Annotated in this window: 21 protein-coding genes; 13 read left to right on the top strand and 8 right to left on the bottom strand. The window is 73.0% G+C overall.

Annotated features, from left to right (window positions below):
* Position 1 precedes the first annotated feature (1 nt).
* From Cs7R123_RS32160 to Cs7R123_RS32145, 4 genes are all read left to right on the top strand, one after another.
* Positions 2-877, top strand: coding sequence for a carbohydrate ABC transporter permease (locus Cs7R123_RS32160; protein WP_212834770.1), 876 nt, complete (start codon positions 2-4; stop codon positions 875-877).
* Positions 874-1,686, top strand: a complete 813-nt coding sequence (locus tag Cs7R123_RS32155; RefSeq protein WP_212832139.1) for a carbohydrate ABC transporter permease — start codon at positions 874-876, stop codon at positions 1,684-1,686. Before Cs7R123_RS32160 ends, Cs7R123_RS32155 begins: the two co-directional genes overlap by 4 nt.
* Before the next feature lie 133 nt (positions 1,687-1,819).
* Complete coding sequence (locus tag Cs7R123_RS32150) at positions 1,820-3,052, top strand: family 16 glycosylhydrolase (protein ID WP_244872275.1); 1,233 nt, start codon at positions 1,820-1,822, stop codon at positions 3,050-3,052.
* Positions 3,053-3,092: 40 nt separating this feature from the next.
* Positions 3,093-4,136, top strand: coding sequence for an N-acetylglucosamine kinase (locus Cs7R123_RS32145; RefSeq protein ID WP_212832137.1), 1,044 nt, complete (start codon positions 3,093-3,095; stop codon positions 4,134-4,136).
* A gap of 550 nt (positions 4,137-4,686) precedes the next feature.
* Here Cs7R123_RS32145 and Cs7R123_RS32140 read toward each other — a convergent pair.
* The 5 genes from Cs7R123_RS32140 to Cs7R123_RS32120 all read right to left on the bottom strand — a co-directional run bounded on the left by Cs7R123_RS32140 (position 4,687) and on the right by Cs7R123_RS32120 (position 11,565).
* Entirely contained in the window at positions 4,687-5,508 is an 822-nt protein-coding gene (locus Cs7R123_RS32140) for an alpha/beta fold hydrolase (protein WP_212832135.1), read from the bottom strand.
* A 301-nt stretch (positions 5,509-5,809) separates the two neighbouring features.
* Positions 5,810-7,252: a SigE family RNA polymerase sigma factor gene (locus Cs7R123_RS32135; protein ID WP_212832133.1), complete on the bottom strand. Its 1,443-nt coding sequence runs from the start codon at positions 7,250-7,252 to the stop codon at positions 5,810-5,812.
* An 85-nt stretch (positions 7,253-7,337) separates the two neighbouring features.
* The gene (locus Cs7R123_RS32130) at positions 7,338-7,832 is read right to left on the bottom strand and encodes a hypothetical protein (RefSeq protein WP_212832131.1); all 495 of its coding nucleotides are present in this window, start codon (positions 7,830-7,832) and stop codon (positions 7,338-7,340) included.
* A gap of 156 nt (positions 7,833-7,988) precedes the next feature.
* Entirely contained in the window at positions 7,989-10,379 is a 2,391-nt protein-coding gene (locus tag Cs7R123_RS32125; protein ID WP_212832130.1) for a Tex family protein, read from the bottom strand.
* A 34-nt stretch (positions 10,380-10,413) separates the two neighbouring features.
* Positions 10,414-11,565, bottom strand: a complete 1,152-nt coding sequence (locus tag Cs7R123_RS32120) for an MFS transporter (protein WP_212832129.1) — start codon at positions 11,563-11,565, stop codon at positions 10,414-10,416.
* Between the two features lie 227 nt (positions 11,566-11,792).
* On the opposite strand from Cs7R123_RS32120, the gene Cs7R123_RS32115 reads away from it, so the two are divergent.
* Complete coding sequence (locus Cs7R123_RS32115) at positions 11,793-13,262, top strand: multicopper oxidase family protein (protein WP_212832128.1); 1,470 nt, start codon at positions 11,793-11,795, stop codon at positions 13,260-13,262.
* On the opposite strand, the gene Cs7R123_RS32110 is transcribed toward Cs7R123_RS32115, so the two are convergent.
* Positions 13,254-14,342, bottom strand: a complete 1,089-nt coding sequence (locus Cs7R123_RS32110) for a winged helix DNA-binding domain-containing protein (protein ID WP_212832127.1) — start codon at positions 14,340-14,342, stop codon at positions 13,254-13,256. The genes Cs7R123_RS32115 and Cs7R123_RS32110 overlap by 9 nt on opposite strands.
* A 64-nt stretch (positions 14,343-14,406) precedes the next feature.
* Here Cs7R123_RS32110 and Cs7R123_RS40910 point away from each other — a divergent pair, with 64 nt between their 5' ends.
* The 5 genes from Cs7R123_RS40910 to Cs7R123_RS32085 all read left to right on the top strand — a co-directional run bounded on the left by Cs7R123_RS40910 (position 14,407) and on the right by Cs7R123_RS32085 (position 20,372).
* Positions 14,407-15,564, top strand: a complete 1,158-nt coding sequence (locus Cs7R123_RS40910) for an amidase family protein (protein ID WP_212832126.1) — start codon at positions 14,407-14,409, stop codon at positions 15,562-15,564.
* Positions 15,561-16,256 (top strand): EcsC family protein, encoded by a 696-nt coding sequence (locus Cs7R123_RS32100; RefSeq protein ID WP_212832119.1) that lies wholly within the window; start codon positions 15,561-15,563, stop codon positions 16,254-16,256. The genes Cs7R123_RS40910 and Cs7R123_RS32100 overlap by 4 nt, the downstream gene beginning before the upstream one ends.
* Before the next feature lie 109 nt (positions 16,257-16,365).
* Entirely contained in the window at positions 16,366-17,625 is a 1,260-nt protein-coding gene (locus Cs7R123_RS32095; protein WP_212832118.1) for a nucleotide sugar dehydrogenase, read from the top strand.
* 145 nt (positions 17,626-17,770) lie between these two features.
* A complete protein-coding gene (gene manA / locus Cs7R123_RS32090) occupies positions 17,771-18,925 on the top strand; it encodes a mannose-6-phosphate isomerase, class I (protein ID WP_212834767.1) in 1,155 nt (384 codons plus the stop codon).
* A 196-nt stretch (positions 18,926-19,121) separates the two neighbouring features.
* A complete protein-coding gene (locus tag Cs7R123_RS32085; protein ID WP_212832117.1) occupies positions 19,122-20,372 on the top strand; it encodes a sporulation protein in 1,251 nt (416 codons plus the stop codon).
* A 22-nt stretch (positions 20,373-20,394) separates the two neighbouring features.
* Here Cs7R123_RS32085 and Cs7R123_RS32080 read toward each other — a convergent pair whose 3' ends face one another.
* Positions 20,395-20,601 (bottom strand): DUF2277 family protein, encoded by a 207-nt coding sequence (locus tag Cs7R123_RS32080; RefSeq protein ID WP_212832113.1) that lies wholly within the window; start codon positions 20,599-20,601, stop codon positions 20,395-20,397.
* A gap of 34 nt (positions 20,602-20,635) precedes the next feature.
* Here Cs7R123_RS32080 and Cs7R123_RS32075 point away from each other — a divergent pair, with 34 nt between their 5' ends.
* Positions 20,636-21,496 (top strand): hypothetical protein, encoded by an 861-nt coding sequence (locus Cs7R123_RS32075; protein ID WP_212832111.1) that lies wholly within the window; start codon positions 20,636-20,638, stop codon positions 21,494-21,496.
* A gap of 177 nt (positions 21,497-21,673) precedes the next feature.
* On the opposite strand, the gene Cs7R123_RS32070 is transcribed toward Cs7R123_RS32075, so the two are convergent.
* Positions 21,674-22,651 carry a GlxA family transcriptional regulator gene (locus Cs7R123_RS32070; RefSeq protein WP_212832109.1) on the bottom strand — a complete coding sequence of 326 codons (978 nt, stop codon included), beginning with the start codon at positions 22,649-22,651 and terminating at the stop codon, positions 21,674-21,676.
* A 99-nt stretch (positions 22,652-22,750) separates the two neighbouring features.
* Here Cs7R123_RS32070 and Cs7R123_RS32065 point away from each other — a divergent pair, with 99 nt between their 5' ends.
* The gene (locus tag Cs7R123_RS32065; protein WP_212834765.1) at positions 22,751-24,040 is read left to right on the top strand and encodes an MFS transporter; all 1,290 of its coding nucleotides are present in this window, start codon (positions 22,751-22,753) and stop codon (positions 24,038-24,040) included.
* A 127-nt stretch (positions 24,041-24,167) separates the two neighbouring features.
* The gene (locus Cs7R123_RS32060) at positions 24,168-25,367 is read left to right on the top strand and encodes a glycosyltransferase family 4 protein (RefSeq protein ID WP_244872273.1); all 1,200 of its coding nucleotides are present in this window, start codon (positions 24,168-24,170) and stop codon (positions 25,365-25,367) included.
* Positions 25,368-25,369: the final 2 nt, after the last annotated feature.

Below are 25,369 nucleotides of genomic sequence, written 5' to 3'. Positions count from 1 at the left end.
CATGCGGCACGGCAAGTTCCGGTTCCTGGCCGGGGCGCTCACGCTGCCCCTGGCGCTGTACGGCCTGCTCGTGCTGTGGCCGTACCTGCAGGCCTTCTACCTCGCCTTCACCGACTGGACCGGTGTCACCAGCGAGGTGAACCTGATCGGGATCGACAACTTCACCCGCATGTGGAGCGACCCGCTGTTCCTGGCGGCGCTGCGGCACAACGGGCTGATGCTGCTTGTCGTGCCGCTGGCCGTCATCGTGGTGGCGCTCGGCCTGGCCGCGGGGACCCGGAACACGCGGGTCTACCGGGTGGTCTACTTCTTCCCCCAGCTGCTGTCGGTGGCGATCATCGCGGTGCTGTGGCAGTTCGTGTACACCCCCAACAGCGGGCTGCTCAACGGCCTGCTGTCGGGGCTGCACCTGGACTCCTGGCGCCGCTCCTGGCTGGCCGAGCCGGATCTCGCACTGTGGTGCGTGATGGCGGTGCTGGTCTGGTCGGCGATCGGCTTCTACGTGGTGCTGTTCGCCGCGGCGATGGAGTCGGTGCCCGCCGACATCATGGAGGCGGCCGCGATCGACGGGGCCGGTGAGCTGACCGTGTTCCGGCGGATCACGCTGCCGCTGATCTGGGACAGCGTCCAGGTCGCCTGGATCTACCTGGGCATCCTGGCGCTGGACGGGTTCGCGCTGGTGCAGATCATGACGGTCGGTCCTGGCGGGCCGGACAACGGCACCGAGGTGATGGGGCTGACCCTCTACCGGTCGGCGTTCACGTACGGCAAGTTCGGCTACGCCTCGGCGATGGGGGTGGCGATCTTCTTCCTGTCGCTGACCCTGGCCGTACTGATGCTGAGGTTCACCAGGCGGGAGCGGGTGGAGCTGGCATGAAGACGATCCGGCACACCGTCCTGACCCTGTGGGCGCTGGTGTTCACGGTGCCGCTGCTGTGGGCGTTCATGTCGTCGGTGAAGACCGACGCGGAGATCTTCGACAGCCCGTGGCAGCCCCCGTCGACGCCGCACTTCGAGAACTGGTCGCGGGCCTGGGAGCAGGCCTCGATCGGACGCTACCTGGGCAACACCGTCATCGTGGTCGGCGGGTCCCTGATGCTGACCATGCTGCTGGGCGCGCTGGTGGCGTACTGCCTGGCCCGGTACGAGTTCCCGGGCAACCGCGCCATCTACTACACGCTGGTGGCGGGGATGCTGTTCCCGGTGTTCCTCGCCCTGGTGCCGCTGTTCTTCGTGGTCAAGCAGCTGGGCATGCTCGGCACGTACCAGGGGCTGATCCTGGTGTACACCGCGTACGCGCTGCCGTTCACCGTGTTCTTCCTGCACGGCTTCTTCCGCGCCCTGCCGGGGGCGGTCGCCGAGGCCGCGTTCATCGACGGTGCCTCGCACGCCGGGGTGTTCTGGCGGGTCATGCTCCCGATGGCCCGCCCCGGCATGGTCAGCGTCGGCATCTTCAACTTCCTCGGGCTGTGGAACCAGTACCTGCTGCCCAAGGTGCTCAACCCCGATCCGGACGACTACGTCATCACCCAGGGCCTGGCCGCGCTCGCGCAGAGCCGCGGGTACGGCAGCGACTGGAGCGGCCTGTTCGCCGGTCTGGTCATCGCGATCCTGCCGGTGCTGATCGCGTACGTCTTCTTCCAACGGCAGATCCGGGCCGGCCTGACCGCGGGGGCGGTCAGGTAACCACCACCGGCCCGTTTTGCGGGCACGGTTCGGCAGACGCCGCGGCGGGCGTGCTCCGCCGCCGCTGGACCGTGCCCTTTTTGCTCCAAACAGCACAGTCAGCACCTCAGCGCAGTTCAGAAAGGAGAGCACCATGTCCATCAAGCGTCCCATGGCCGCCGGATTCGCGGCAGCCATGGTCGCCCTGGCCGCCGGCACCGTCGCCGCCGTGGCCTCGGGCGGCACGGCCGTCGCGGCCCCCACCTCGTGCCAGGCCCTGTTCGACGACTTCTCCTACAGCAGCGCGTCGGACCCGCTGATCCAGTCTCACGGCTGGACCGTGCGGACCAACTCGGGCGGCCCCGGCATCCCCGGCGCCTCCTGGCCCGCCTCCAACATCTCGTTCCCGACCGTCGACGGCGCGAAGGGCCTGCAGCTGCAGGCCGCGACCGACGGCACGGCCGGGGGCACCAGCCAGGCGGAGTTCCTGGCCGGGCAGCGGTTCTTCGAGGGTACGTACGCGGCGCGCGTCAAGTTCGCCGACGCGCCCGTGTCCGGCACCGACGGCGACCACCTGGTGGAGACGTTCTTCACCATCACGCCGCTCAACGCCCCGATGGACCCGAACTACGGCGAGATCGACTTCGAGTACCTGCCCAACGGCGGGTGGGGCGAGCCGTCGAACATCCTGTACGAGACCACGTGGGAGACGTACCGCCCCGACCCGTGGGAGGCCGTCAACGTGCACGGCCAGCAGTCGATCTCGTACAACGGCTGGCACGACCTGATGTTCACCGTCTCGGGCGGGCATGTCATCTACTACGTGGACGGCGTGCAGGTGGCCGACCACAGCGGCATCTACTACCCCGAGACCAACATGTCGGTGAACTTCAACCTGTGGTTCATCGACTCGGCCGCGCACTCCGGCGGCACCGCCACCTACCGGCAGCAGGTCGACTACTTCCTGCACACCGCCGGTGAGGTGCTCACCCCGGCCCAGGTGAACTCGCGCGTGGGGTCGTACCGCGCGTCGAACATCGCCTGGACCGACTCGGTCGGCACCGGCGGCGGCACCTGCCCGACCGCCTCGCCCACCGCGGGGCCGAGCAACCCGCCGACCAGCCCGTCCCCGTCGCCGAGCAAGTCGGCCTCGCCGTCGCCGTCGGCGTCGCCGAGCCCCGGCGGCACCGGCTGCGCCAGCGCGCCGCTGTGGAACATCAGCGGCGTGTACCTGGGCGGGGCGCAGGTCAAGTGGGAGCGCAGCGCCAACGGCAACCCCGGCGGCCCGAAGTCGGGCGACGGGGTGCACCTGTGGCGGGCCCGCTGGTGGACCCAGGGCTCCGAGCCCGGCTGGACCCAGCAGTGGGAAGACCTGGGCCGCTGCTGATCCGGCCCGCACAATGCACTGAATGAGAGGAGCAGCGCCCGTGACGTACGTACTCGGCCTCGACGTGGGCGGGACCGCGTCCCGGGCGCTGCTCACCACGCTCGACGGCGCCCGCGTCGGCTTCGGCCGCGCGGGCGCCGGCAACCCCGTCGCCGTCCCGCTGGACGAGGCGGTCACACAGGTCGCCACCGCCGCCCGCGACGCGCTCTCCGGCGCCGACGGCGCGCGGATCCAGGCCGCGGTGATGGGCATCGCCGGGGCGGGCCGGTTCACCGACCCGGTCATCGCGGCCGCGTTCGCCGCCGGGTTCGCGCAGGCCGGAGTGCCCGTGGCGGTACGCCCGGTCGGTGACGTCGACGTCGCGTACGCGGCCGGGGCGACCGTCCCCGACGGCACCGTGCTGATCTGCGGCACCGGCGCGATCGCGGCCCGCATCGAGGGCTGGGAACTCGGCTCGACCGCCGACGGGCTCGGCTGGCTGCTGGGCGACCTCGGCTCCGGCTTCTGGCTCGGCCGGGCCGCCGCCGCGACCGCAGCCCGCGAGCTGTACGCGGGCCGGGCCGACTCCCGGCTGGTCCGCCAGGTCACCGTCGCGCTGCTCGGCTTGCGTCCGGACCTGGCCGCGAGTCCCCCGACCGTTGACCCGAGTCCGCTTCTGGCCGTTGATCCGGGGCCACCTTTGGCCGGTGACCCGGGGTCGCCCCCGGGCGCAGACCCGGCACCGGCGCGCACCGCGCGACGCGGGCCGTCCCGGCAGGACGCCGATGATCTGGTCAACGCGGTGCACGAGCGGTCGCCCCGGACACTCGCGCAGCTCGCGCCGCTGGTCACCGAGGCCGCTGTGGCGGGAGACCGGCTGGCGCTGGCCATCGTGGCCGAGGCGGCCGGGCATCTGGTCGACACTGCGTGCGAGGTGCACGCGGGCGGGCCGGTGGTGCTGGCGGGCAGCGTGCTCCGCCATGCCGCCCCGCTCCGCGACGCTGTGCTGGCGTCGCTGGCGCTGCGCCTGCCGGGCACCCCGGTCACGGTCGCCGGTCCTGGCGAAGTAGGTGCCGCCCGCCTCGCGGCCGCCTCCCTGCCCTGACCCCGCCTCTCGCCTGCCCACCCGCTCACCGCTTGCCGACCCGCAGACGAGTTCAGACCACCCGATTTGCCGGGCAGCCGGGCCACTGGAGACGGGCGATCGGCCGGCTGCCTGGCAGGTCGCGAAGTCCGCGCCAAGGGCCGTTCGCGTCGTATCCGTCTGCACCGGGTCACGTCCATGGACGTGGTGTATCGCTAGACGACCATCGCTGATCCTGGGTTGAGCCTATGCGCGGCGGTGAGCTCGGGTTCGGGCTGCGCCGCGCTGGACGGGACTTGGTCCTCGATGGTCTCTTTCCGGGCCTTGGTGAGGAGTTCCGGGCCCATGGAGCGGCGCTGCTCGGTCCATCACTCAGGTGTCGCGGATTCGCTTCTCGGACACGTTATTGTCCCACGGCTTCAATCGACGCTATCCGATTCGGGTAGCGTCTTTGCTGTTTGACGGGGTGTGCGCTGTTTCGGGATGGGCGGCATCCGAGGCGGGTCGTTCTCGGCTACGAGAGAGATCACCGGCCGGGCCAGCACGCAGGCAGGCAGGCAGGCTGCTGCTGCTAACCGGCCGCGACCGCTGCGGCCAGTTCATGGAACGCGTCGCGCACCTCGTCGGGCCGTTCGATCCATGGGAAGTGCGCGGCACCCTCGATCTGGCGGTGCAGGACGTGACGGCCCTGGAACCGGGGCTCGTCCCACAGCCGCTGAGCGACGATCCGGTCCTGCGCCCCGCTGACGATCAGCGTCGGCATCGCGGCGGGCCACCACCGCAGTTCGTAGGTGCTGTCGAAGTTCTGTGCCGACCAGTTGACAGCGGCGGTGTTGTAGGGCATCCGGGCGAGCAGCTCCGTGCCGACGGCCAGGCCGTCGGGGGTGAAGTTCCACGGTGCCGACGCGACCGTGATTCGCCCGAGGTTCGCGTCAGTGGGGTCGGCGTCGAAGGCGGTGGTAGCCGCGTCGACGGCGGGCAGTGGGTTCTCCTGTGCCATGTGCACGAAGTCGGTCAGCCAGCCGGCGTGCGGCGCTGAGCTGACCAAGGCGATCCCCGCCAGTAGGGGCTCCAGTTCTGCTATGGAGAGCAGGTACATGCCGCCGGTGGAGTGTCCTACGAACACCGGGCGGGGCAGGGCCCGCGCGGCTTCGACGAGAACGTCCGGCCACTGCGCGAATGGGTCGCCGCAGGCGGCGGTGTTGGACCCGTCGCCGGGCAGGTCGACGAGCCAGGTCACGCCCGGCACACGGACCGTCTCGGCCAAGCCCTGCAGGATCTCCGATCCGATGCCGGGCCCGCCTGGCAGCAGCAGCCAGTTGAGGTCGCCGGGTTGTTCGATCACCGGCCGTAGCCGCACTCCGGACGCGGTCCGGAACTCATGTGTCGTCACGAGGTGCCATACTCCGCCGTGCCGCCGCCCCGTGCCACGCATTTGTGGTTGGCGGCGGCTGAGTCGCCGGCTGTCCGCAGTGGTGCCTGCCGCCAGGCGGATCCGCACCTGCAGTGCGGCGCCGCCAGCACGCTCAGGACACCATCATCATCATCGGTAAATCACGCTCAACCAGCGCCCGGCCGGCACCAACAACCTGTTCGTGGCCTGGGAGACGCTGACCCACGCCGCCAACCCGGCCTGATCCGGCTCGTCGCGGCGCCCTTCCCGGACCGGGTCGGGCGCCGCGACGCCGGTCTGCTCATCCCCGTATCCGCACTGCCCAGTCGCCGCCGAGGTGCTCCGGAGTGACGGTGACGGTCACCCGCGAGTCCGGCCGGAACACGAGTCCGCGCTGCCGCAGGCTGTCGGTGTCGAGATCCACGTCGTACTGGGTCCCCGTGGCCCGGTAGTCGTACCAGGCCAGCGTGGCGATCCGTACCCCGTCGACGGCGACGTGCAGCAGGCCCGGCGTCTGCGACCAGCCGAGCAGGGTGAGCCGGCCGCCGCCGACGGCCATGGTGAACTCGGTGGCGCCGCCGGAGCGCAGCAGGACGCCGTCCGAGACCTCGACGCGCTGGGGCAGGGGTTCGAGTCTGGCCGGCGGGGCCGGCAGCGGGTACTGCTCGAAGGGCACCACCTCGCCGACGATGAAGGCCATCACGCCTTGCGGCAGGTCCGCGACGTTCGCGGCGTCGCGGTAGGGGTTCTCGGCGTCGAAGTCCTTCCCGGGGACGGCGGTCAGGGTGATGGTGGCGGGTTCGCCCACCCGCACGCCCCACCTGCTCGCCACGTCCTCCGGCGGGATGTGGGAGCCGGCACCGAAGTTCAGGCCGCCGTACGGCTCGCACTTCTTCATCAGCGGCGGCCTGCCGTTCACGGCGAGCAGCAGCATCACGTCCGCTTCCGAGTCGGTGGCGCAGTCCGGGTAGAACCAGGCGTCGAGCGTGGACGGAGTCCAGCTGAAGGTGGCGGTCCCCCCGGTCATCGGCGCGAGGCCGCGCGCCGTGATGTGGCGGCCGTCGCGGTACTCGGGGACGGCCGCCAGCGCGTCCTGCGGCGAGCGCGTGCGCGGTGCGACGGCGTATCCGGTGACGGCGGCCAGGACGACCAGGCAGGCGGCGGCCAGAGTGGTGAGCCGGTGGCGGCGGCGTTGCGTGATGCGGCCGCGTACGGCCGCGAGCCGCTCGTTGCCCGCGGGCACGTCGTCGTCCGCGGGCAGCGGCAGCGCCCGCAGGGACGGGTCCAGGCGCAGGCTGCTCAGCGCCCGCGACGCGTGCGCCTTGACCGAGCCGGGAGAGATGCCCAGCGTGCGGGCGATCTCGGCCTCGCTGAGGTCCTCGAAGTAGCGCAGCACCACGACGAGCTTCTGCTGGCGGGGCAGCCGCGACAGCGCCCGCCAGATCTGGTCCCGGTCGTCGACGGCGGTCTGCGGCGCCGGGCCGGTCTGCTCGGGCAGCGTCTCGGTGGCGCGCTCGCCGTGCCAGCGGCGGCGCCACCAGGAGTTGTACGTGTTGGTGAGGATCTGGCGCACGTACGGCTCGGGGTCGCCGTGCACGCGCGGCCACGCCGACCAGGAGCGGGCGAGCGCGGTCTGGAGCAGGTCCTCGGCCAGCGTGTGGTCGCCGGTGAGCACGTACGCGATGCGCAGCAGGTGGCGCGATCGCGCCGTGACGAACTCGTCGAACTCCACCGTGCCGGCCATCCCCGAACGCCTCCCGTTGCCATGGTCAGCAGTGTGTACCGGGTGGGCCTGGGCGCCGGTTGACACCGGGTGGGGAATTCCGGCCTCAGCTCTGGTTGAGGTCGAAGTAGGCGAGGCCGTGGGCGGCGTCGAGGTAGAGGGCGCCGAACCACGGGCCCATGAGGTGCGCCTGCTCGTAGCCGTCGCTGCGGGACCAGGTGGTTCCGGCGGGGACGAACGGGGCCAGCTTCGCGTGGATCTTCGGCGCCTCGGTGACGGGCGCCCACTGGTAGGCGCTCGCCAGGGCCCGGGCGACGTCAGGTTGCAGGCGCAGGACGACCTCGTGGTACCAGTCGGACAGGCCCGGTGCGCGGGAGCAGGCGTTCGCGGCGGGCCGGGCCAGCCAGTGCGCCTCGACGGGGGTGCCGACGCCGGACAGGGCCTGCTGCCATACGGCGGAGTCGGTCTGGACGGTCACCGCGTCAGGGGTGGCGCAGGCGGCGGGCGGATCGGCGTCCCGGTCCGCCGGGCCGTTGACGGAGCAGCCGGTCAGGGCGGCCGTGAGGACGAGCGCGGTCAGCCGCAGCCATGGGCGAGTCACGCTCGGCAAGGTAACCGGTGTGCGCTCGTCGCGCTGCCCCGAAGATCGTCGTCGCGTGGTCCCGCCGCCCCAAGATCGGTCGAGTTGCCGGGCAATCGGTGGTATGGCGAGTGCGATACCACCGATTGCCCGGCAACTTGGATGACCTTGGGCCCGTCAGCGGAGCTTGTCGAGGCCGGCGCGGCGCAGGGCCTCGGCCATGGCGTTGTTGGCGATCGGCTCGTTGCGCTGCTGGCGGGGCTGCCCGCCGCCGCTGCGCTGGCCGCCCCGGTCGCCGCCGCCGCGCTGGCCGCCGCCACCGCCGCTGCGGTTGTCGCCGCCGCGCTGGCCGCCGGGGCGGTTGCCGCCGCCGGCCGCCGGGGTCGCCTCGTCGTCCAGGCGCAGGGTCAGCGAGATGCGCTTGCGCGGGATGTCCACGTCCAGCACCTTGACCTTGACCACGTCACCGGACTTGACCACGTCGCGCGGGTCCTTGACGAACGTGTGCGACAGCGCCGACACGTGCACCAGGCCGTCCTGGTGGACGCCGATGTCGACGAACGCGCCGAACGCGGCCACGTTCGTGACCACGCCCTCCAGCAGCATGCCGGGCTGGAGGTCGCCGATCTTCTCGACGCCGTCCTTGAACGAGGCGGTCTTGAAGGCCGGGCGCGGGTCGCGGCCGGGCTTCTCCAGCTCCTTGATGATGTCGGTGACCGTCGGCAGGCCGAAGACGTCGTCGGCGTACTCGGCGGGCTTGAGGGTGCGCAGCAGCGAGCCGTTGCCGACCAGCTTGGCCATCTCGACGGCGTTCTGCTTCAGGATCCGCTGCACCACCGGGTATGACTCGGGGTGCACGCTGGAGGCGTCGAGCGGGTTGTCGCCGTTGGGGATGCGCAGGAAGCCCGCGCACTGCTCGAACGCCTTCGGGCCCAGCCGCGCCACGTCCTTGAGCGCGGTACGGGACCGGAACGGCCCGTTGGCGTCGCGGTGCAGCACGATGTTCTCGGCCAGCCCGGCGCTGATGCCGGAGACCCGGGCCAGCAGCGGGGCCGACGCGGTGTTCACGTCGACGCCGACGCCGTTCACACAGTCCTCGACGACGGCGTCCAGCGAGCGCGACAGCTTCACCTCGGACAGGTCGTGCTGGTACTGGCCGACGCCGATCGACTTCGGGTCGATCTTGACGAGCTCGGCGAGCGGGTCCTGGAGGCGGCGGGCGATGGAGACCGCGCCCCGGATGGAGACGTCGAGGCTGGGCAGCTCCTGCGAGGCGTACGCCGACGCCGAGTAGACCGACGCGCCCGCCTCCGACACCACGATCTTGGTGAGGTTGAGCTGCGGCGCCATCTTGATCAGGTCCGTGGCGAGCTTGTCGGTCTCGCGGGAGGCGGTGCCGTTGCCGATCGCGATCAGCTCGACCTTGTGCGCGGCGCACAGCTTGGCCAGCGTCGCCAGGGACTCGTTCCAGCGGTTCGCCGGCACGTGCGGGTAGATGGTCTCGTACGCGACGACCTTGCCGGTGGCGTCGACGACGGCGACCTTGACGCCGGTGCGGAAGCCCGGGTCCAGGCCCATCGTGGCGCGGGTGCCCGCCGGGGCGGCCAGCAGCAGGTCGCGCAGGTTCATCGCGAAGACCCGCACCGCCTCCTCCTCGGCGGCCTGAAACAGCCGGGTGCGCAGGTCCAGGCCCAGGTGGACCAGGATGCGGGTGCGCCAGGCCCAGCGGACGGTGTCGTTGAGCCACTTGTCGGCGGGGCGGCCGCGCTCGGAGATGCCGAACTTGGCCGCGATGCGCTGCTCGAAGATGGTCGGCCCGGCCGGGGCGCCCTCGGGCGCGGGCTCGTCGGGCTCGGTGACGAGGTCGAGGACCTCCTCCTTCTCGCCCCGGAACATGGCCAGGATGCGGTGCGAGGGCAGCTTGGCGTACGGCTCGGAGAAGTCGAAGTAGTCGGAGAACTTCGCCCCGTCGTCGGCCTTGCCCTCGCGCATCTTCGAGACCAGCCGGCCCCGGGTCCACATCTGCTCGCGCAGCGCGCCGATCAGGTCGGCGTCCTCGCCGAAGCGCTCGACCAGGATCGACCGGGCGCCTTCGAGCGCGGCGGCGACGTCGGCCACGCCCCGGTCGGCGTCGACGTAGCCTGCGGCGGTGGCCTGCGGGTCCTGCGACGGGTCGCCGATCAGCGTGTCGGCCAGCGGCTCCAGCCCGGCCTCGCGGGCGATCATGGCCTTGGTGCGGCGCTTGGGCTTGTACGGCAGGTAGATGTCCTCCAGCCGGGCCTTCGAGTCCGCCCCCATGATCAGCGCTTCGAGGGCGTCGTCGAGCTTGCCCTGGGACCGGATCGACTCCAGGATCGTGCCGCGCCGCTCCTCCAGCTCGCGCAGGTAGCGCAGCCGCTCCTCCAGCGTGCGCAGCTGTGCGTCGTCCAGTGCCCCGGTCACCTCCTTGCGGTAACGCGCGACGAACGGGACCGTCGCTCCGCCGTCGAGCAGCTCGACCGCCGCGGTGACCTGGTTCTGCCGTACGCCGAGCTCCTCGGCGATGCGCTGTGCAATGGACGTCGTCACGTGGCCATTCTGCCCGCCCGTGACCTGGAAAGGGTCACAGGGGGACTGTGGCGGGGAACCCGTTGCGCCGCCCGGCCGCCACACCGACCAGGCCGATGCCGGTCAGCACGGCCGCGACCAGCGGCAACGCGGCCACGCCGAACGAATCCAGGACGAGCCCGCCGGCCAGCGCGCCGCCGCCGATGCCGATGTTGAACGCCGACGCGTTCAGGGCCGACGCGGTGTCGGTGGCCCCGGCCGGGGCGGCCCGCAGGGTGGCCGCCTGCACGCCCAGGGCCTGCGAGTTCAGTGCCATGCCGGCCAGGCAGGCGCCGATCACGGCCAGCGGGACCGAGCCGCGGCCGACGGCCATCAGCGCCAGCGCCCCCGTCAGCAGGACGGCGCCGCCGAGCATGGCGACGCGGGGCCGCTTGTCGATGAGCAGGCCGGTCACGAACAGCCCGACCGCCCCGGCGACGCCGTAGCCGAGCAGCACCGGGCTCAGGCCCTGCTCGCTCACGCCCGCGTGCAGCAGGAACGGGGAGATGTAGGTGAAGAAGCTGAAGAAGCCGAGCATGGTGACGGCGGTGGTGAGCACGACCACGGTCACCGCCGGGGTGCGCAGCACCTGGAGCAGGCTGAGCTCGTCGGCGCCGTCGGCGCCGGGCAGGTCGGGCAGGATGCGCCAGCCGAGCAGCACCAGCAGCAGCGACACGGCCGCGAGCACGACGAACGCCATGCGCCAGCCGACCGCGACGCCCAGCGCGGTGCCCGCCGGGACGCCGAGCAGGATCGCCAGCGTGCCGCCGGTGAAGACCAGGGTCATGGCGCGGCCGAGCCGGGCCGGGTCGACCATGCGGGCGATGTACCCGGCGAGCATGGCCCAGAACAGGCCGTGGGTGAGGCCGCCGGTGAGGCGGGCGACGGCGGCGACGGGGTACACCGTGGCCACGGCCATCAGCACGTTGCTGGCGGCGTACCCGGCCAGGGCGCCGGTGAACAGGACGCGGCGGCGGATGCGCGCGGTGGCCCGGCCGAGCGGGGCGGCGAACAGGGCGACCATCAGGGCGTACCCGGTGACGAGGATGCCGACGCGGGCCTCGGAGGCGTGCAGGTCGCGGCTCATCGCGGTGAGCAGGCCCGTGGGCAGCATCTCGGTGGTCACCGACAGGAAGGTCGAGGCCGTGAACAGCACCAGCGCTGCCACCGGCCAGGGGGTACGGGTTGATCTGTCGGCGCTCACCCCACGAAGGTAAGCGCTCTCTCGGCGAACCTCACCTTACTTATCCGGGTGAACTCCGACACAGGCCACGAGCCCGGCTCGGGGTTCCCCTGACTTCTGCCCTGGTATCGGCGTCGATCCCTCGACGGCGCCCGGCCCCCTGCGCCACCCTCCCTTCGACCATGCGGGACGGAAGAGGGACGGGGATCAGGGTGCGGCTCAGGCAGGTACTCGTGGTGCTGGTCGTGACGGTGCTGGTGCTGTGCGGGCTGTGTACGGGCGCGGGGGTCTGGGTGTGGAACAGCGCGGTGCTGTCCACCGCCGACCAGGTGGACTTCACCCGGCCGCTGGCGGTGCCGCCGCTGGCCCCGTCGCACCTCGACGCGCAGGGGCGGCGCGTGTTCGAGCTGAAGGCCCAGGCGGGCACGCACGACTTCGGGCACGGCGCCACCCCGACCCGGGGGTACGGCGGGTCGTACCTCGGCCCGACGCTGCGGGCGGCCCGGGGCGAGCAGGTCGTCGTCGACGTCGCCAACGGGCTGGACGAGGCGACCACGCTGCACTGGCACGGCATGCACCTGCCCGCGGGCATGGACGGCGGGCCGTACCAGGGCATCGAACCCGGCACGACCTGGTCGCCGACCTGGCAGATCGACCAGCCCGCCGCGACGCTCTGGTACCACCCGCACCCGCACGGGCGGACCGCGCAGCACGTGTACCAGGGCCTGGCCGGGATGTTCCTGGTCGACGACCCGGCCACCGACGTGGCGGCGCTGCCGCACGAGTACGGCGTCGACGACTTCCCGGTGATCGTCCAGGACAAGAAGTTCCACGGCGACGGGCGGCTCGACGACACCGCCCCGTTCCTGAGCGGCATCGGCGTGCTCGGCGACACGGTCGCGGTCAACGGGACGGTCGGGCCGTACCTGGAGGTCACCACGCAGCGGGTGCGGTTGCGGCTGCTGAACGCGTCCAACGCGCGCTCCTACGACTTCGGGTTCGCCGACGGGCGTACGTTCGCGCTGGTCGGCAGCGACGGCGGGCTGCTGCCGCGGCGGGCCGACCTATCGCGGATCATGCTGTCGCCGGGGGAGCGGGCCGAGATCGTGGTGACCGTGGCGCCGGGCGAGCGGGTCGTGCTGCGCAGCTACCCGCCGCAGCTGGGGACGCCGCTGTTCGACCGGTTCTCCGGCGGCGCGGACACCCTCGACATCCTGCAGCTGCGGGTGTCGAGTGGGGCCGTGGCACGTCCGCAGGTGCCGGAGCGGCTGGTGGACGTGCCACGCCTCGACCCGTCCGGCGCGGCGCAGCGGCGGTCGTTCAGCCTCGGCGGGCACGCGATCAACGGCAAGGGCATGGAGCCGGCCCGGGTCGACGCCGCGCCGGTGCTCGGCACGACCGAGGTGTGGCGGGTGGTCAACAACGACGGGACGCCGCACAACTTCCACATCCACGACGTGCAGTTCCAGGTCGCGAGCGTGGACGGCCACGCACCGCCGCCGTGGCTGGCGGGCTGGAAGGACACCGTGTACCTGCCGCCGAACCGGCCGTACGAGCTGGTCATGCGCTTCGCCGACTACGCGGACCCGAACACGGCGTACATGTTCCACTGCCACCTGCTCGCCCACGAGGACGCGGGGATGATGGGCCAGTTCGTAGTGGTTCCGGCCGACTCACGTTAGCCGGATGTCGTGGGCCGTGTCCGGGGCGGCGAAGGTCAGCAGGGCGGCGGCCTCGGCGGCGATCTCGTCGCGGACGGCCGCCGGCTGCGGCCCGAACAGCTCGACGGTGACCGTGGCGGTGCCGCGGCCGCGGTCCAGCCGCCACATCCCGGCCACGGCGCCGTCGACCAGCACCGTGGCCCGGATGATGCCGTTGACCGTGAACACCCTGGCCCGGTGCGGCTCAGACAGGACGCGGGAGCGGTCGGCGTACGACAGCAGCATGTTGTCGAACTCGCCCAGCAGCCGGACCGGCGCGGGCGTGTCGGCGGGCGGGCGGGGCGCGTCGGGCAGGTCGTACAGGGTGGTGCCGGACTCGTCGGTGAAGGTGACCAGGCCGGGCCGCAGCCGGTCGAAGACCTCGCGCAGCCTGGTCAGCCCCGACCAGGTCTGCGCGTCGCGCACGCTCGCCGGGCCGTACGCGGCCAGGTAGCGCAGCACCGCCCCGTCCACCGACGGCTGCGGCAGCGCGCTGCCCAGCCAGGCCTCGGCCGAGGTGTGCGCGGCCTGGCCGCTGGTGTTCCACAGCCCGCGCGGCGGCACCTGCACCAGCGGCACGCGGGTGCGCACCACCGGCGCGAGCGCGTCGGCGTCGTGGCCGGGCCAGCGCCGGGCCAGCCGCTCGCCCAGCTCGGCGAAGGTCAGCGGCTGCCGCTCGACCAGCTCACGGCCGTGCGCCGCGACCTCGGCGAGTTCCAGACCGGTCAGCCGCCTGCCGAAGGTGTGCTGCAACTGCCGGTCGAGCACGGGCTGGACCACCGGCCGCAGCAGCAGGCAGTCGGCGGCGGTGACCAGGTGGATCGTGCCGCGCATCAGCGCGATCCGCACCACCTTGCGCTCGGTGACCAGCTGGGACAGGTGCTCGGGCGCGAACCCGGCCAGCCGCGCCCACAGCCCGGTGTACGGCGGGTTCGGCGCCTGCGCCTGCATCCCGGCCAGCCGTGCGACCGCCTGCTCGGCGGGCAGGTCGGCCCGTTCCAGCAGCAGCTGCCGGGCGAGCGTGGCGCGGTTGAGGGCGGGGCGGGACAGGACGTCGGTCATGGCCGCCACGCTACGTCGCCGGTGCGTCTTCCTCCGGCCCCACGTTCGTGGTAGGAGTGTGGCGGTGACCGACGTGATTGCCGCGCCCTACGTGCCCTGGCTGCCGACGATGCCGTACCGGCCCGAGGCCGACGGGCCGCTGAGCGGGATACGGCTGGCCGTCAAGGACCTGTTCGATGTGGACGGCCTGCCCACCGGGGCGGGCAACCCGACGTGGCTGGCCACGCACGCGCCCGCGACCCGGGACGCGGCCGCGGTGGCGGCGCTGCTGTCGGCCGGGGCCCGGCTGGCGGGCAAGACCCATACCGACGAGATGGCGTATAGCCTGTTCGGCACCAACGCCCACTACGGCTCCCCGGAGAACCCGGCCGCGCCCGGCCACCTGACCGGCGGCTCGTCCAACGGCACCGCCGCGGCGGTCGCGTCCGGCAGCGCCGAGCTGGGCCTGGGCACCGACACTGGCGGCTCGGTGCGCATCCCGGCCGGGTGGTGCGGCCTCTACGGGCTGCGGCCCAGCCACGCCCGGGTCAGCCGGGACGGGGTGGTGGCGCTGTGCGGCTCGTTCGACGCGCCGGGGCTGCTCACCGCGGACCTCGGGCTGCTGCGTACCGCGGCCGGGGTGCTGCTGCGCGGCGGTGTCGACAGCACCCCGGTGCGGGGCCTGCTCGCGCCGCCGGACCTGTGGGAGCTGGCCGGGCCCGAGGTGCGGGCGGCGCTGGCCCCGGCCGTGGACCGGCTGCGGGCGGTGCTGCCGGTGGACGGGAAACCGCTGTTCGACGCGGCCGCCCCCGACTACCGGTTCGGCTACGCGGTGCGCACCGGCTGGGAGTTCTGGCAGGAACACGGCGACTGGGTACGGGCCGAGAACCCCGTCTTCGGCCCGGGGGTCGGCGAGCGGGTGCAGGTGGCGTCGACCCGTACCGCCGAGCAGCTGGCCGCGGCCGACGAGCAGATCCGCGCGGTGCGCGACACGATGGCCCGGGTTTTGACCGGCGCGGTTCTGGTCATACCCACGGCACCGCAGCCCGCGCCGTTGCGCGGCGCCGACACCGCCCCGCTGCGGGCCCCGATCCTGGGGCTGACCGGCATCGCCAGCGTGGCGGGCCTGCCCGCCCTGAGCGTCCCCGGTGCCCGCGTCGGCGGCCTGCCGGTCGGGCTGTGCCTCGTGGGCGCCCCCGGCACCGACGAGTACCTGCTCGAACTCGCGGAGGTGCTGAGATGACCGTCGAGGTCGCCGCCGAGTCGCCCCCGGCCGGGCTGTGGGAGACGATGCGCGCCGATCCCCAGTACGCCCCCGAGCACCTGGCCCTGGCCGCCGTCCGCAGGATCGGCCCGCAGGCGGCGCAGTGGGCGCGGGCGATGCGCGAGCGCCACCCGTCCATGCATCCCGACGGGCTGGCGCAGCTCGCGGTGCAGCGGTTCCGCTGGCACGGGCGGCTGTCCGGGGCGGCGACCGGCGCGATCGGCCTGCCCGGGGCGGTGCTGGACGTGGCCGGGCTGGCCTGGACGCAGAGCCGCCTGGTGCTGCACCTGGCCGCCGTGTACGGCATCGACCCGACCGTGCCCGACCGGGCCACCGACCTGCTGGTGCTCCAGCGGGTGCACAAGGCGGGCGAGGGCGCCCGCGCCGCGCTCGGGGTGGCCGCCGGGCGGGAACACATCGGCGCCGCCGTCGCCCGGGTGGCCGGGATGTCGACCGCGCGGGCGATGGCGCAGCTGAGCTGGCGGCTGGCGCGGATGGCCGGGGTGCGGGCGGTCCGCAAGGTCGCCGCGAAGGCCGTCCCGTTCGCCGGGATCGTGCTCGGGGCCTGGGTGAACTCGTCGGCGGTCAACGACGTGGCCCGGCGCGCCATCGCGCAGTACCGGCCGCCCGAGCTCACCGCCGTCCCGCTGCCCAGGTCACCCTCGGCGTAGCGGGAGGACGCCGCCGGATCCGGGTCGGCTACGATCGCGTCTTCGGCGACGTGAATCCGGTTCGGGACGGCCGCGAGGGTCACGCCGAGACGCGCGAAGGAGCAGGTGCATGGCTGTCGACGTGGTCATCCTCGGACTGGGGTACGTGGGCCTGCCGCTGGCCCAGGAGGCCGTGAAGGCCGGGCTGACCGTGTTGGGGTACGACGTCAACACGAAGCTGGTGACGTCGCTGAACGAGGGCCGTTCGCACGTGGACGACCTGTCCGACGCCGACATCGCGCAGATGCTGGCGGGCGGGTTCCGGGCCACGACCGACGAGACCGAGATCGCGTCCGCGAAGACGGCGGTGATCTGCGTGCCGACCCCGCTGTCGGCCGACGGCGGCCCCGACCTGGGCGCGGTCGACTCCGCGACCCGCGCGGTCGCCCGCAACCTGCGCCCGGGCATGGTCGTCATCCTTGAATCGACCACCTACCCCGGCACGACCGACGAATACGTCCGCCCGATCCTGGAAGCAGGCGGCCTGACCGCCGGGACCGACTTCCACCTCGCGTTCTCCCCCGAGCGCATCGACCCGGGCAACAAGCAGTACGGCCCGCACAACACCCCGAAGGTCGTCGGCGGCCACACCGAAGCCTGCACCGAAGCCGCCGCCGCGTTCTACGGCCGGTTCGTGGCCACCGTCGTGCGCACCAAGGGCACCCGCGAGGCCGAGACCGCCAAGTTGCTGGAGAACACCTACCGGCACATCAACATCGCCCTGGTCAACGAGATGGCGAAGTTCTGCCACCACCTCGGCATCGACCTCTGGGACGTGATCAAGGCCGCGTCGTCCAAGCCGTTCGGGTTCCAGGCGTTCTACCCCGGCCCCGGCGTCGGCGGCCACTGCATCCCGATCGACCCGAACTACCTGTCCCACAACGTGCGCGCCAAGCTCGGCTACCCGTTCCGGTTCGTCGAGCTGGCCCAGGAGATCAACGCGACCATGCCCGCCTACGTGGCCCGGCGGGCGCAGAACATCCTCAACGACGCCGGCAAGGCCATCAACGGCGCCTCGGTCCTGCTGCTGGGCGTCACGTACAAGCCCAACATCGCCGACAAGCGCGAGTCCCCGGCCACGCCCCTGGCCCGCGCCCTGGCCGGACTCGGCGCCAAACTCAGCTTCCACGACCCCTACGTGCAGCGCTGGGAGGCCAACGGCGTCGAGGTCCTGCGCGCCGACGACCTGGAGGTCGCCGTGGCCGAGGCCGACCTGGTCATCCTCGTCCAGCAGCACCGCCAGTACGACGTCGACGCCCTCGCCGCCGCGGCGCGGGAGTTCTTCGACACCCGCGGTGTCACCACCGGGGACGACGCGCACCGGCTCTGACCTGCGCAGCTCTGCCCGGCGCCCACGGCTATGGGCCTGCTCACAAAGCAGGCCCGGCCGTGGCGCCCGCCTTGCCGTCGGGCCCGCGCGGAATCTAGTGTCGCTGCCGGTCCGGTGCCGTGCCCCCAGGAGTGTGAAGGTGACGCTGTTCGCTCTGCGCTGCGCGGTGCGGCCGTACGCCTGGGGCTCGCGCGAGTTCATCGCCGCCATGCAGGGCCGGGCCGTGCCCAGCGCCGGACCCGAGGCCGAGCTGTGGATCGGCGCCCACCCCGGCGACCCGTCCCGGGACGAGGCCGGGCGGGGGCTGGACGAGCTGATCGCCGACGCGCCGCAGCGGCTGCTCGGGGCGGCCGCCGACCGGTTCGGGGCGCGGCTGCCGTACCTGATGAAGGTCCTGGCGGCGGCCTCGCCGCTGTCGTTGCAGGCCCACCCCGACCTCGACCGGGCCCGCTCCGGGTACGCCGCCGAGGACGCCGCGGGCGTCGCGCTGGACAGCCCCGCGCGCAGCTACGTCGACCGCAACCACAAGCCTGAGCTGCTGGTCGCGCTCACCCCGTTCGACGCGCTGTGCGGCTTCCGCCCGGCCGGACAGGCTCGGGAACTGCTGTCCGCCGTCGCCGTGCCCGTGCTGGACCCGGTGCTGGCCGACCTGGCCGCGCGGGGACCGGTCGCGGCGGTCGGGGCGCTGCTCGCGCTGCCCCGCGACACCGCGGCCGCAGCGGTCCGGGCGGCCGTGAACGCCGCCGACCGGCTGCCCGTGACCGAGGCCGCGCTGGTGCGGCGGCTGGACGCGGCGTTCCCAGGGGACGTCGGCGTGCTGGTAGCGCTGCTGCTGGCGCACCTGACGCTGCGGCCCGGCGAGGGGCTGTGGGTGCCGGCCGGGGTCATGCACGCGTACGTCCAGGGCGCCGGGATCGAGATCATGGCCGCCAGCGACAACGTGCTGCGCGGCGGGCTGACCGGCAAGCACGTCAACGTGCCGGAGCTGCTGGCGGTGCTCGCCGACGGGTCGGCCGCGCCCATGGTGATCGCCCCGGTGGAGACGGGCGACGGGGTGACCTCGTGGCCGGTGCCGGTGGACGACTTCGCCCTGCACCGGGTGCAGCTCGACGGGGGGCGCCACGAATTGGAGCTGGACGGGCCGCGGCTGGTGCTCTGCGTGGCGGGGGAGATCGTCGCGGGCGGTGCTGATGCGGGCGCTGGTTTGGTGCGGCTGGGTGCGGGGTCGGCGGCGTTCGCGGCGGCGGGTACGCGGCTGGAGCTGTCCGGCACCGGCACCGCCTTCATCGCCTCCGCCTGACCCGGCGAGTAGTGGGGCGACCGCCTCACCGCTCACCGCCTGGTTTTTCATAGACGTTGGCCTATGACATCGAAAACGATCTCGATCCAGTCGATGTGATAGGCCAACGTCTATCGAAAACCGTGGCCCCGGTGGCGGTCGGCGGATATTGTGTCGGAGTCGGGCGGGTTTGCCCTGTTCGGGTCATGATGGACGCATGGTTCTGCGACGGATCCTCAGCAGCCTCGGCTTCGGCGGCGTCGACGTCGACACCGTGCTGGCCACGCCGACCGCCCGGCCGGGCGGCCCGTTCGCCGGGCAGGTGCGGCTGCACGCGCGCGGCGCGGTCGAGATCAGCGCGGTGGACCTGCTGGTGGTCGCGTCCAGCCCGGCCGGGTCGGGCGAGTTCGAGCTGGCCCGCTTCCCGGTCGCGCAGCGGCTGGAGCTGGCCGGCGGCGCGGGGCAGGCGGTCGGGTTCCACCTGGTCCTGCCGTACGCGGTGCCCGTGACGCTCGTGTACGGCCACCCCATGCCCGGCATCGGCGTCGGGGTGCGTACGCAGGTGAGCGTGGCGGGCGGGTCCGCCAAGACGGACTTCGACCCGCTCGGCGTCGAGCCGACCGAGATCCACCAGCGGGTGCTGGACGCGCTGGGCACGATCGGCTGCCGGTTCGTCCGCAGCGAGCTGCGCCCCGGCCCGCAGCCGTGGCAGGCGATCACGTTCTACGCGCCCGTGCCGGCCGGGCAGCCGGTGGGACCGCAGATCCCGCAGCTCATGTTCGCCTTCACCGCGGACCCGCAGGGCATGACCGTGTACGCCGAACCGGCCGCCCGGTCCGGCCACGGCGACACGTACCGGATCACCACCGAGCAGTCGCGCGACCTGGGCGCCGACGCCGCCCGCTGGATCGAGCTGGTCGACGGCTGGGTGCGCGGCGCGCTGGCCCGGCTGGCGCAGGCCCCGGCCGACCAGGGCGCGTTCATGCGCCCGCCCGCCGCGGCGCCCGCCGGGCAGGGCTGGCCGCCGCGCCACCCCAACCACGGCTACGCCTACTCCGGGTTCGGCGGCCCCGGCGGCTACCGGTACGGCGGCTACCGGCCCGGGATGGGCGGGGCGATCGCGGCCGGGCTGGGCGGCGCGGCGCTGGGCTTCCTCGGCGGCATGGTCGTGGGCGACCTGGTCCACGACGCGCTGACCCCGGACGTGACCGCCGACGCCGCCGGTGCCGGGGACGCGGCCGCCGGGGACGCATCCGCCGACCAGGGCGCCGACCAGAGCGCCGACCAGGGCGGCGACGCGGCCTCGGCGTTCGAGGGCGGCGGCTACGACCCGAACAACTACGAGGTCGGCGGCGACGGGTCCGGCGGGTTCGACTCCAGCGGCTACGGTGCGGGCGGCTACGACCCGGGCGGCTACGACCCCGGCATGGACGACTTCGGCGGAGACTTCGGCGGCGGCGACTTCTGACCGCCCCCGCACCGGGACGCGGTCAGCGGCGGACCTGGAGGGTGGCGAGCAGGGTCGCGGTGGCGGCGGTGACGGCCGCCACGGCGTCCTCGAAGGCCTGGGCGTTGTGGGCGGCCGGGGCGCGGAAACCGGAGATCTTGCGGACGTACTGCAGCGCGGCGGCGTGCATGTCGTCCTCGGTGACGATCTCCTGGAACGGCGGGCGAAGGGTCTTGATGCTGCGGCACATGGCATCCATTGTCCCCGCTGCGCATCATGGACGGGTGACCGCAGCGCCGGATACTTCCGCACCCCGCCCCGCCTCCGTCCGCGTGCTGGCGGTGCTGCTGGTGCTCACGGCGCTGGTCACCGCCGCCGTTGAGTGGCTGAACTGGTACTACGCCGAGGACGGCGGTTACAGCCTGTTCATCCGTACCGGGTGGGCGCTGCTGCGGGCGCTGGGGTTCCTGGTGCTGATCTGGCACGTGTGGGCCGGGCGGCCCGGCGCGGCGCCGTTCGGGCTGATCCTCGCCGTGACCACGATCTTCTCCGTGGCGCGGCTGGTGGTGCCCAAGCAGGGCTACCCGCCGTTGCCCGGGATCGCCGGGTTCGCCGTCGTCATGGTGCTGTGCCTGCTGGTCATCGCACTGCTGTACCGGGCGTCGGGCGTCGTCGGGCACCTGACCCGGCCCCGGGCCCGGTGGGTGCTGGACCGGGAGGGGTTCAACCGCAAGGTCGTGCAGGCGCGGCCGCACGCCGCGGGCTGGCTGATCACCGCGCGGGTGGCCTCGATCAGCTACAGCGCGCTGATGCTGGTGGCGTGCGCGGTCGCGTTCGGGCCCGTGTTCGACGGGCGGCTGGGCCGGCTGCCGCTGGTCGTGGTCTGGTTCCTGCTCGCACTGGCCACCAGCTACGTGACGGTGGTCGTCAGCTACTTCCTGCTCAAGGGCAAGACCTGGGCGAAACTGCTGCTGGTGGCGCTCACGATGACCGTGCTCGCCGTGCACCTGCCGCTGTGCTGGTGGCTGCTCGGCCTGGACGGACTCGTCCGCGACGGCGGCCCGCTGCTGGTCGCGGCCCTGCTCGCCCTGTACGGCCTCTGGCGCGCCGGCCGCAACGGCCGCACCGCACCCGCCCCCGCCTGACCCTCGGGACCACCCCCACCGCCCCGCGTCCGCCTGCCGCGGCGGCAGCCCGATCTTGCAGTTTCGGGGAAACTGCTGGAATGCGCGGCCGGATTCGTGCAGTTTCCCCGAAAGTGCAGCGATCAAAGGGCGCGACGGCGCGCGGAAGCGCGGGTGCGGGCGCGGGTGGGCGGCGGGTCAGGGGGTCGGGGTGAGGGTGGGGCGGTAGGTGCGGCGGTAGGCGAGGGGGGCGGTGCCGACGCTGGCGCGCAGGTGCTGGCGCATGGAGACGGCGGTGCCGAACCCGGCCCGCTCGGCGACCTGGTCCACGGTCAGGTCGGTGCTCTCCAGGAGGTGGCGGGCGTGCTCGACGCGCTGGCCGGTGAGCCAGCGGCCGGGGCTCATGCCGGTCTCCTCGCGGAAGCGCCGGGTGAAGGTGCGCACGCTCATGTTCGCGTGCCGGGCGAGCTGCGGCAGGTCGAGCGGTTCGCCGAGGCGGTTGAGCGCCCAGGCGCGGGTGGCGGCGGTGGTGGCGTCCCCGGCCTCGGGCATCGGGCGCTCGATGAACTGGGACTGGCCGCCGTCGCGCCAGGGGGCCACGACGGTGCGCCGGGCGGCCCGGTTGGCGACCTCGGCGCCGTGGTCGCGGCGTACCACGTGCAGGCACAGGTCGAGTCCGGCGGCGACCCCGGCTGAGGTCAGGATCTCCCCGTCGTCGATGAACAGCACGTCGGGGTCGAGATCCACCTGCGGGAACATGCCGCGGAACAGGTCGGCGTACGCCCAGTGGGTGGCGGCGCGGCGGCCGTCGAGCAGCCCGGTGGCCGCCAGCGCGAACGCGCCGGTGCAGATGGACATGATCCGGGTTCGCGCGGCGGCGGCGCGGCGTACGGCGTCCAGCGCCGGGTGGTCGGGGTCGAGGCGGACGTGTTCGCGGAACAGTCCGGGGATGATGACGGTGTCGGCCCAGTCGAGCAGCTCCAGCCCGTGCTGGGGGACGATGTCGTAGCCGCCGCTGCTGCGAATCTGGGCGGCGCCGGGGGTGCAGACGCGCACCTCGTAGAGGCGGTTGCCGTCGGCGTCGGTGGCGGAGTGGAAGACCTGGGTGGGAATGCCCAGGTCGAGGGCGACGACGCCGTCGAAGGCCAGCACGGCGACGCGGTGGGCTCGGTCCATACCCCCGATGATGCCACGCCCGTGGCCGGATGTTTTCGGATAGTGGCAATCAGGCCACTGGCCGGGCCGGGCGCGTGCTCGGATGATGGCGTCGTGACATTGCTCGAAGGCCGCGTCAAGCGGGTCAGAAGTCAGAACGTCGCCTGGGCGGTGGCGGCGGTCGCATTGGTGGCGATCGTCGGCTCGGCCGGGTTCCGGGCCACGCCCGGGGTGCTCATCGAGCCGTTGCAGCAGGAGTTCGGCTGGTCGCGCGGCATCATCTCGATCGCGGTATCGGTGAACCTCCTGCTGTTCGGGTTCACCGCACCGTTCGCCGCCGCGCTGATGGAGCGCTTCGGCATGCGCAAGGTCGTGGCGGCGGCGATGCTGCTGGTCGCCACGGGCAGCGGGCTGACCGTGTTCATGAACGCGAGCTGGCAGCTCATCCTGTGCTGGGGTGTGCTGGTCGGGCTGGGCACCGGGTCGATGGCGCTGGCGTTCGTGGCCACGTTCACCGGCCGCTGGTTCATCAAGCACCGGGGCGTGGTGACGGGCGTGCTGACGGCCGGCGGCGCCACCGGCCAGCTGATCTTCCTACCGCTGCTGGCGAACCTGGTCACCCGGTTCGACTGGCGCGTCTCGGCGCTGGTGGTCGCCGGATCGGCGCTGCTGGTGGTGCCGCTGGTGCTGTGGCTGCTGCGCGACGACCCGGCGGAGCTGGGCGTGCTGCCGTACGGTGCCGACCCGGCCGAGCCGGTGCCGTCGACCCCCGCCCCGGCCGGCGCGGCCGGCCGCGCCCTGGGCGCGCTGCGCGAGGCGGCGAAGACCAAGACGTTCTGGCTGCTCGCGGCCGGGTTCGCCATCTGCGGCGCGACGACCAACGGGCTGGTCGGCACGCACTTCATCCCGGCCGCGCATGACCACGGCATGCCGACGACCACGGCGGCGGGGCTGCTCGCGCTGGTCGGCGTGTTCGACATCGCGGGTACGGTGCTGTCGGGCTGGCTGACCGACCGGTTCGACCCGCGCAAGCTGCTCGGCGCGTACTACGCCCTGCGCGGCCTGTCGCTGCTGATCCTGCCGAGCCTGTTCGCGGCCGACCCGCACCCCAGCATGCTGGTCTTCGTCATCTTCTACGGCCTGGACTGGGTGGCGACGGTGCCGCCGACGATCGCGCTGACCCGCCAGGCGTTCGGTGCCTCGGGGCCGATCGTGTTCGGTTGGGTGTTCGCCTCGCACCAGCTCGGCGCGGCGGCGGTCGCGTTCACGGCGGGCGTGGTCCGCGACCAGTCCGGCACGTACGCCGGGGCGATCTATGTGGCGGGGCTGCTGTCGCTGCTGGCCACGGGGTTGTCGCTGGCGGTCCGCCGGCCGGGCGAGGTGCGCCGCTGGCGCCTGGCCCGCGCCTGACCGCTTGGCGTGGGGTGGTGACGGGGAGGGGTGGCGAATGCGACATCCTCCCCGTTTCCGTGCCACGTTTCATCGACAGGTCGTGTTGCAAGGTGTGTCCGGGGGCCGGTCGGGGTAAACAGGGGTGGTGAGAACCACGCTGGTCAAGGGCGGTGACAGTACGCCCGAACATTTCGCCAGGGTGCAGAACACCCTGTCCGGCACCGGGTCGGCCCCACTGCGGATCGCGATGGTGGCACCGCCGTACTTCGACGTGCCGCCCGCGGCGTACGGCGGCATCGAGGCCGTCATCGCCGACCTCAGCAACGCGCTGGTCGACCTCGGCCACACGGTGACCGTGATCGGGGCCGGCCGCGACGGCACGCAGGCCCGCTTCTGGCAGGTCTGGGAGCAGGCGGTCCCCGACCGGCTCGGCGAGCCAGGCCCGGAGATCATCTACGCCGCCCTGTCGCGCCGCGTGGTCGAGGACCTGGCCGCGGCGGGCGAGGTGGACGTGGTGCACGACCACACCTTCGCGGGCCCCCTCAACGCCCCGGCGTACGACATGCTGGGCCTGCCCACGATCGCGACCGTGCACGGGCCGGTCGACTCCGAGCTGCGCGGCTACTACCGCACCCTGGACCGCGACCTGTCGCTGGTGGCGATCAGCCGCCGGCAGCGGTCGCTGGCGCCGGAGCTGAACTGGCTGGACACCGTCTACAACGGGCTGAACCCGCACGACTGGCCGTTCCAGGAGCACAAAGAGGACTACGCGCTTTTCCTGGGCCGGTTCAACGCCGACAAGGGCGCGCACACGGCGATCGAGGCCGCGCACCGGGCCGGGCTGCCGCTGATCCTGGCGGGCAAATGCTCCGAGCCCGAGGAGAAGGAGTACTTCGCCAAGGAGGTCGAGCCGCGGCTGGGCCCCGACGACCGGATGATCGGCGTCGCCGACGCCCACCGCAAGCGTGAGCTGCTCACCAACGCCCGCTGCCTGCTGTTCCCGGTGCAGTGGGAGGAGCCGTTCGGCATGGTGATGATCGAGGCGATGGTCTGCGGCACGCCCGTGGTGGCGCTGCGGGCCGGGGCCGTGCCCGAGGTCGTGGAGACCGGCGTGAGCGGCATCGTCTGCGACGATCCGGACGAGCTGCCGCAGGCGCTGGCCGACGTGGTGCAGCTCGACCCGCGGGCGTGCCGGGAGCACGTGGTGCGCGGGTTCAGCGCGACCCGGATGGCGGTCGGCTACGCGCGGGCATACCGGGCGGCACTGGCGGCCCGCCGCCGACCGCAGGCACCCGGGCGCGCGGGCCGCTCGGCCGTGCGCGCCGGCCGGCTCACGGGGCGGTGACC

Source organism: Catellatospora sp. TT07R-123 (assembly GCF_018327705.1).
Lineage (GTDB): Bacteria > Actinomycetota > Actinomycetes > Mycobacteriales > Micromonosporaceae > Catellatospora.
Note: the sequence above shows the minus strand (reverse complement) of the source record. Positions and strands in the feature narration are given on the sequence as shown.

Excerpts from the sequence above, each read along its gene's own strand:
- Cs7R123_RS32160 (WP_212834770.1), top strand. The coding sequence starts at position 2 with ATGCGGCACGGCAAGTTCCGGTTCCTGGCCGGGGCGCTCACGCTGCCC.
- Cs7R123_RS32155 (WP_212832139.1), top strand. The coding sequence starts at position 874 with ATGAAGACGATCCGGCACACCGTCCTGACCCTGTGGGCGCTGGTGTTC.
- Cs7R123_RS32150 (WP_244872275.1), top strand. The coding sequence starts at position 1,820 with ATGTCCATCAAGCGTCCCATGGCCGCCGGATTCGCGGCAGCCATGGTC.
- Cs7R123_RS32135 (WP_212832133.1), bottom strand. The coding sequence starts at position 7,252 with ATGGCCGGCACGGTGGAGTTCGACGAGTTCGTCACGGCGCGATCGCGC.
- Cs7R123_RS32110 (WP_212832127.1), bottom strand. The coding sequence starts at position 14,342 with ATGACCGACGTCCTGTCCCGCCCCGCCCTCAACCGCGCCACGCTCGCC.
- Cs7R123_RS32100 (WP_212832119.1), top strand. The coding sequence starts at position 15,561 with ATGACCGTCGAGGTCGCCGCCGAGTCGCCCCCGGCCGGGCTGTGGGAG.
- Cs7R123_RS32095 (WP_212832118.1), top strand. The coding sequence starts at position 16,366 with ATGGCTGTCGACGTGGTCATCCTCGGACTGGGGTACGTGGGCCTGCCG.
- Cs7R123_RS32085 (WP_212832117.1), top strand. The coding sequence starts at position 19,122 with ATGGTTCTGCGACGGATCCTCAGCAGCCTCGGCTTCGGCGGCGTCGAC.
- Cs7R123_RS32080 (WP_212832113.1), bottom strand. The coding sequence starts at position 20,601 with ATGTGCCGCAGCATCAAGACCCTTCGCCCGCCGTTCCAGGAGATCGTC.
- Cs7R123_RS32070 (WP_212832109.1), bottom strand. The coding sequence starts at position 22,651 with ATGGACCGAGCCCACCGCGTCGCCGTGCTGGCCTTCGACGGCGTCGTC.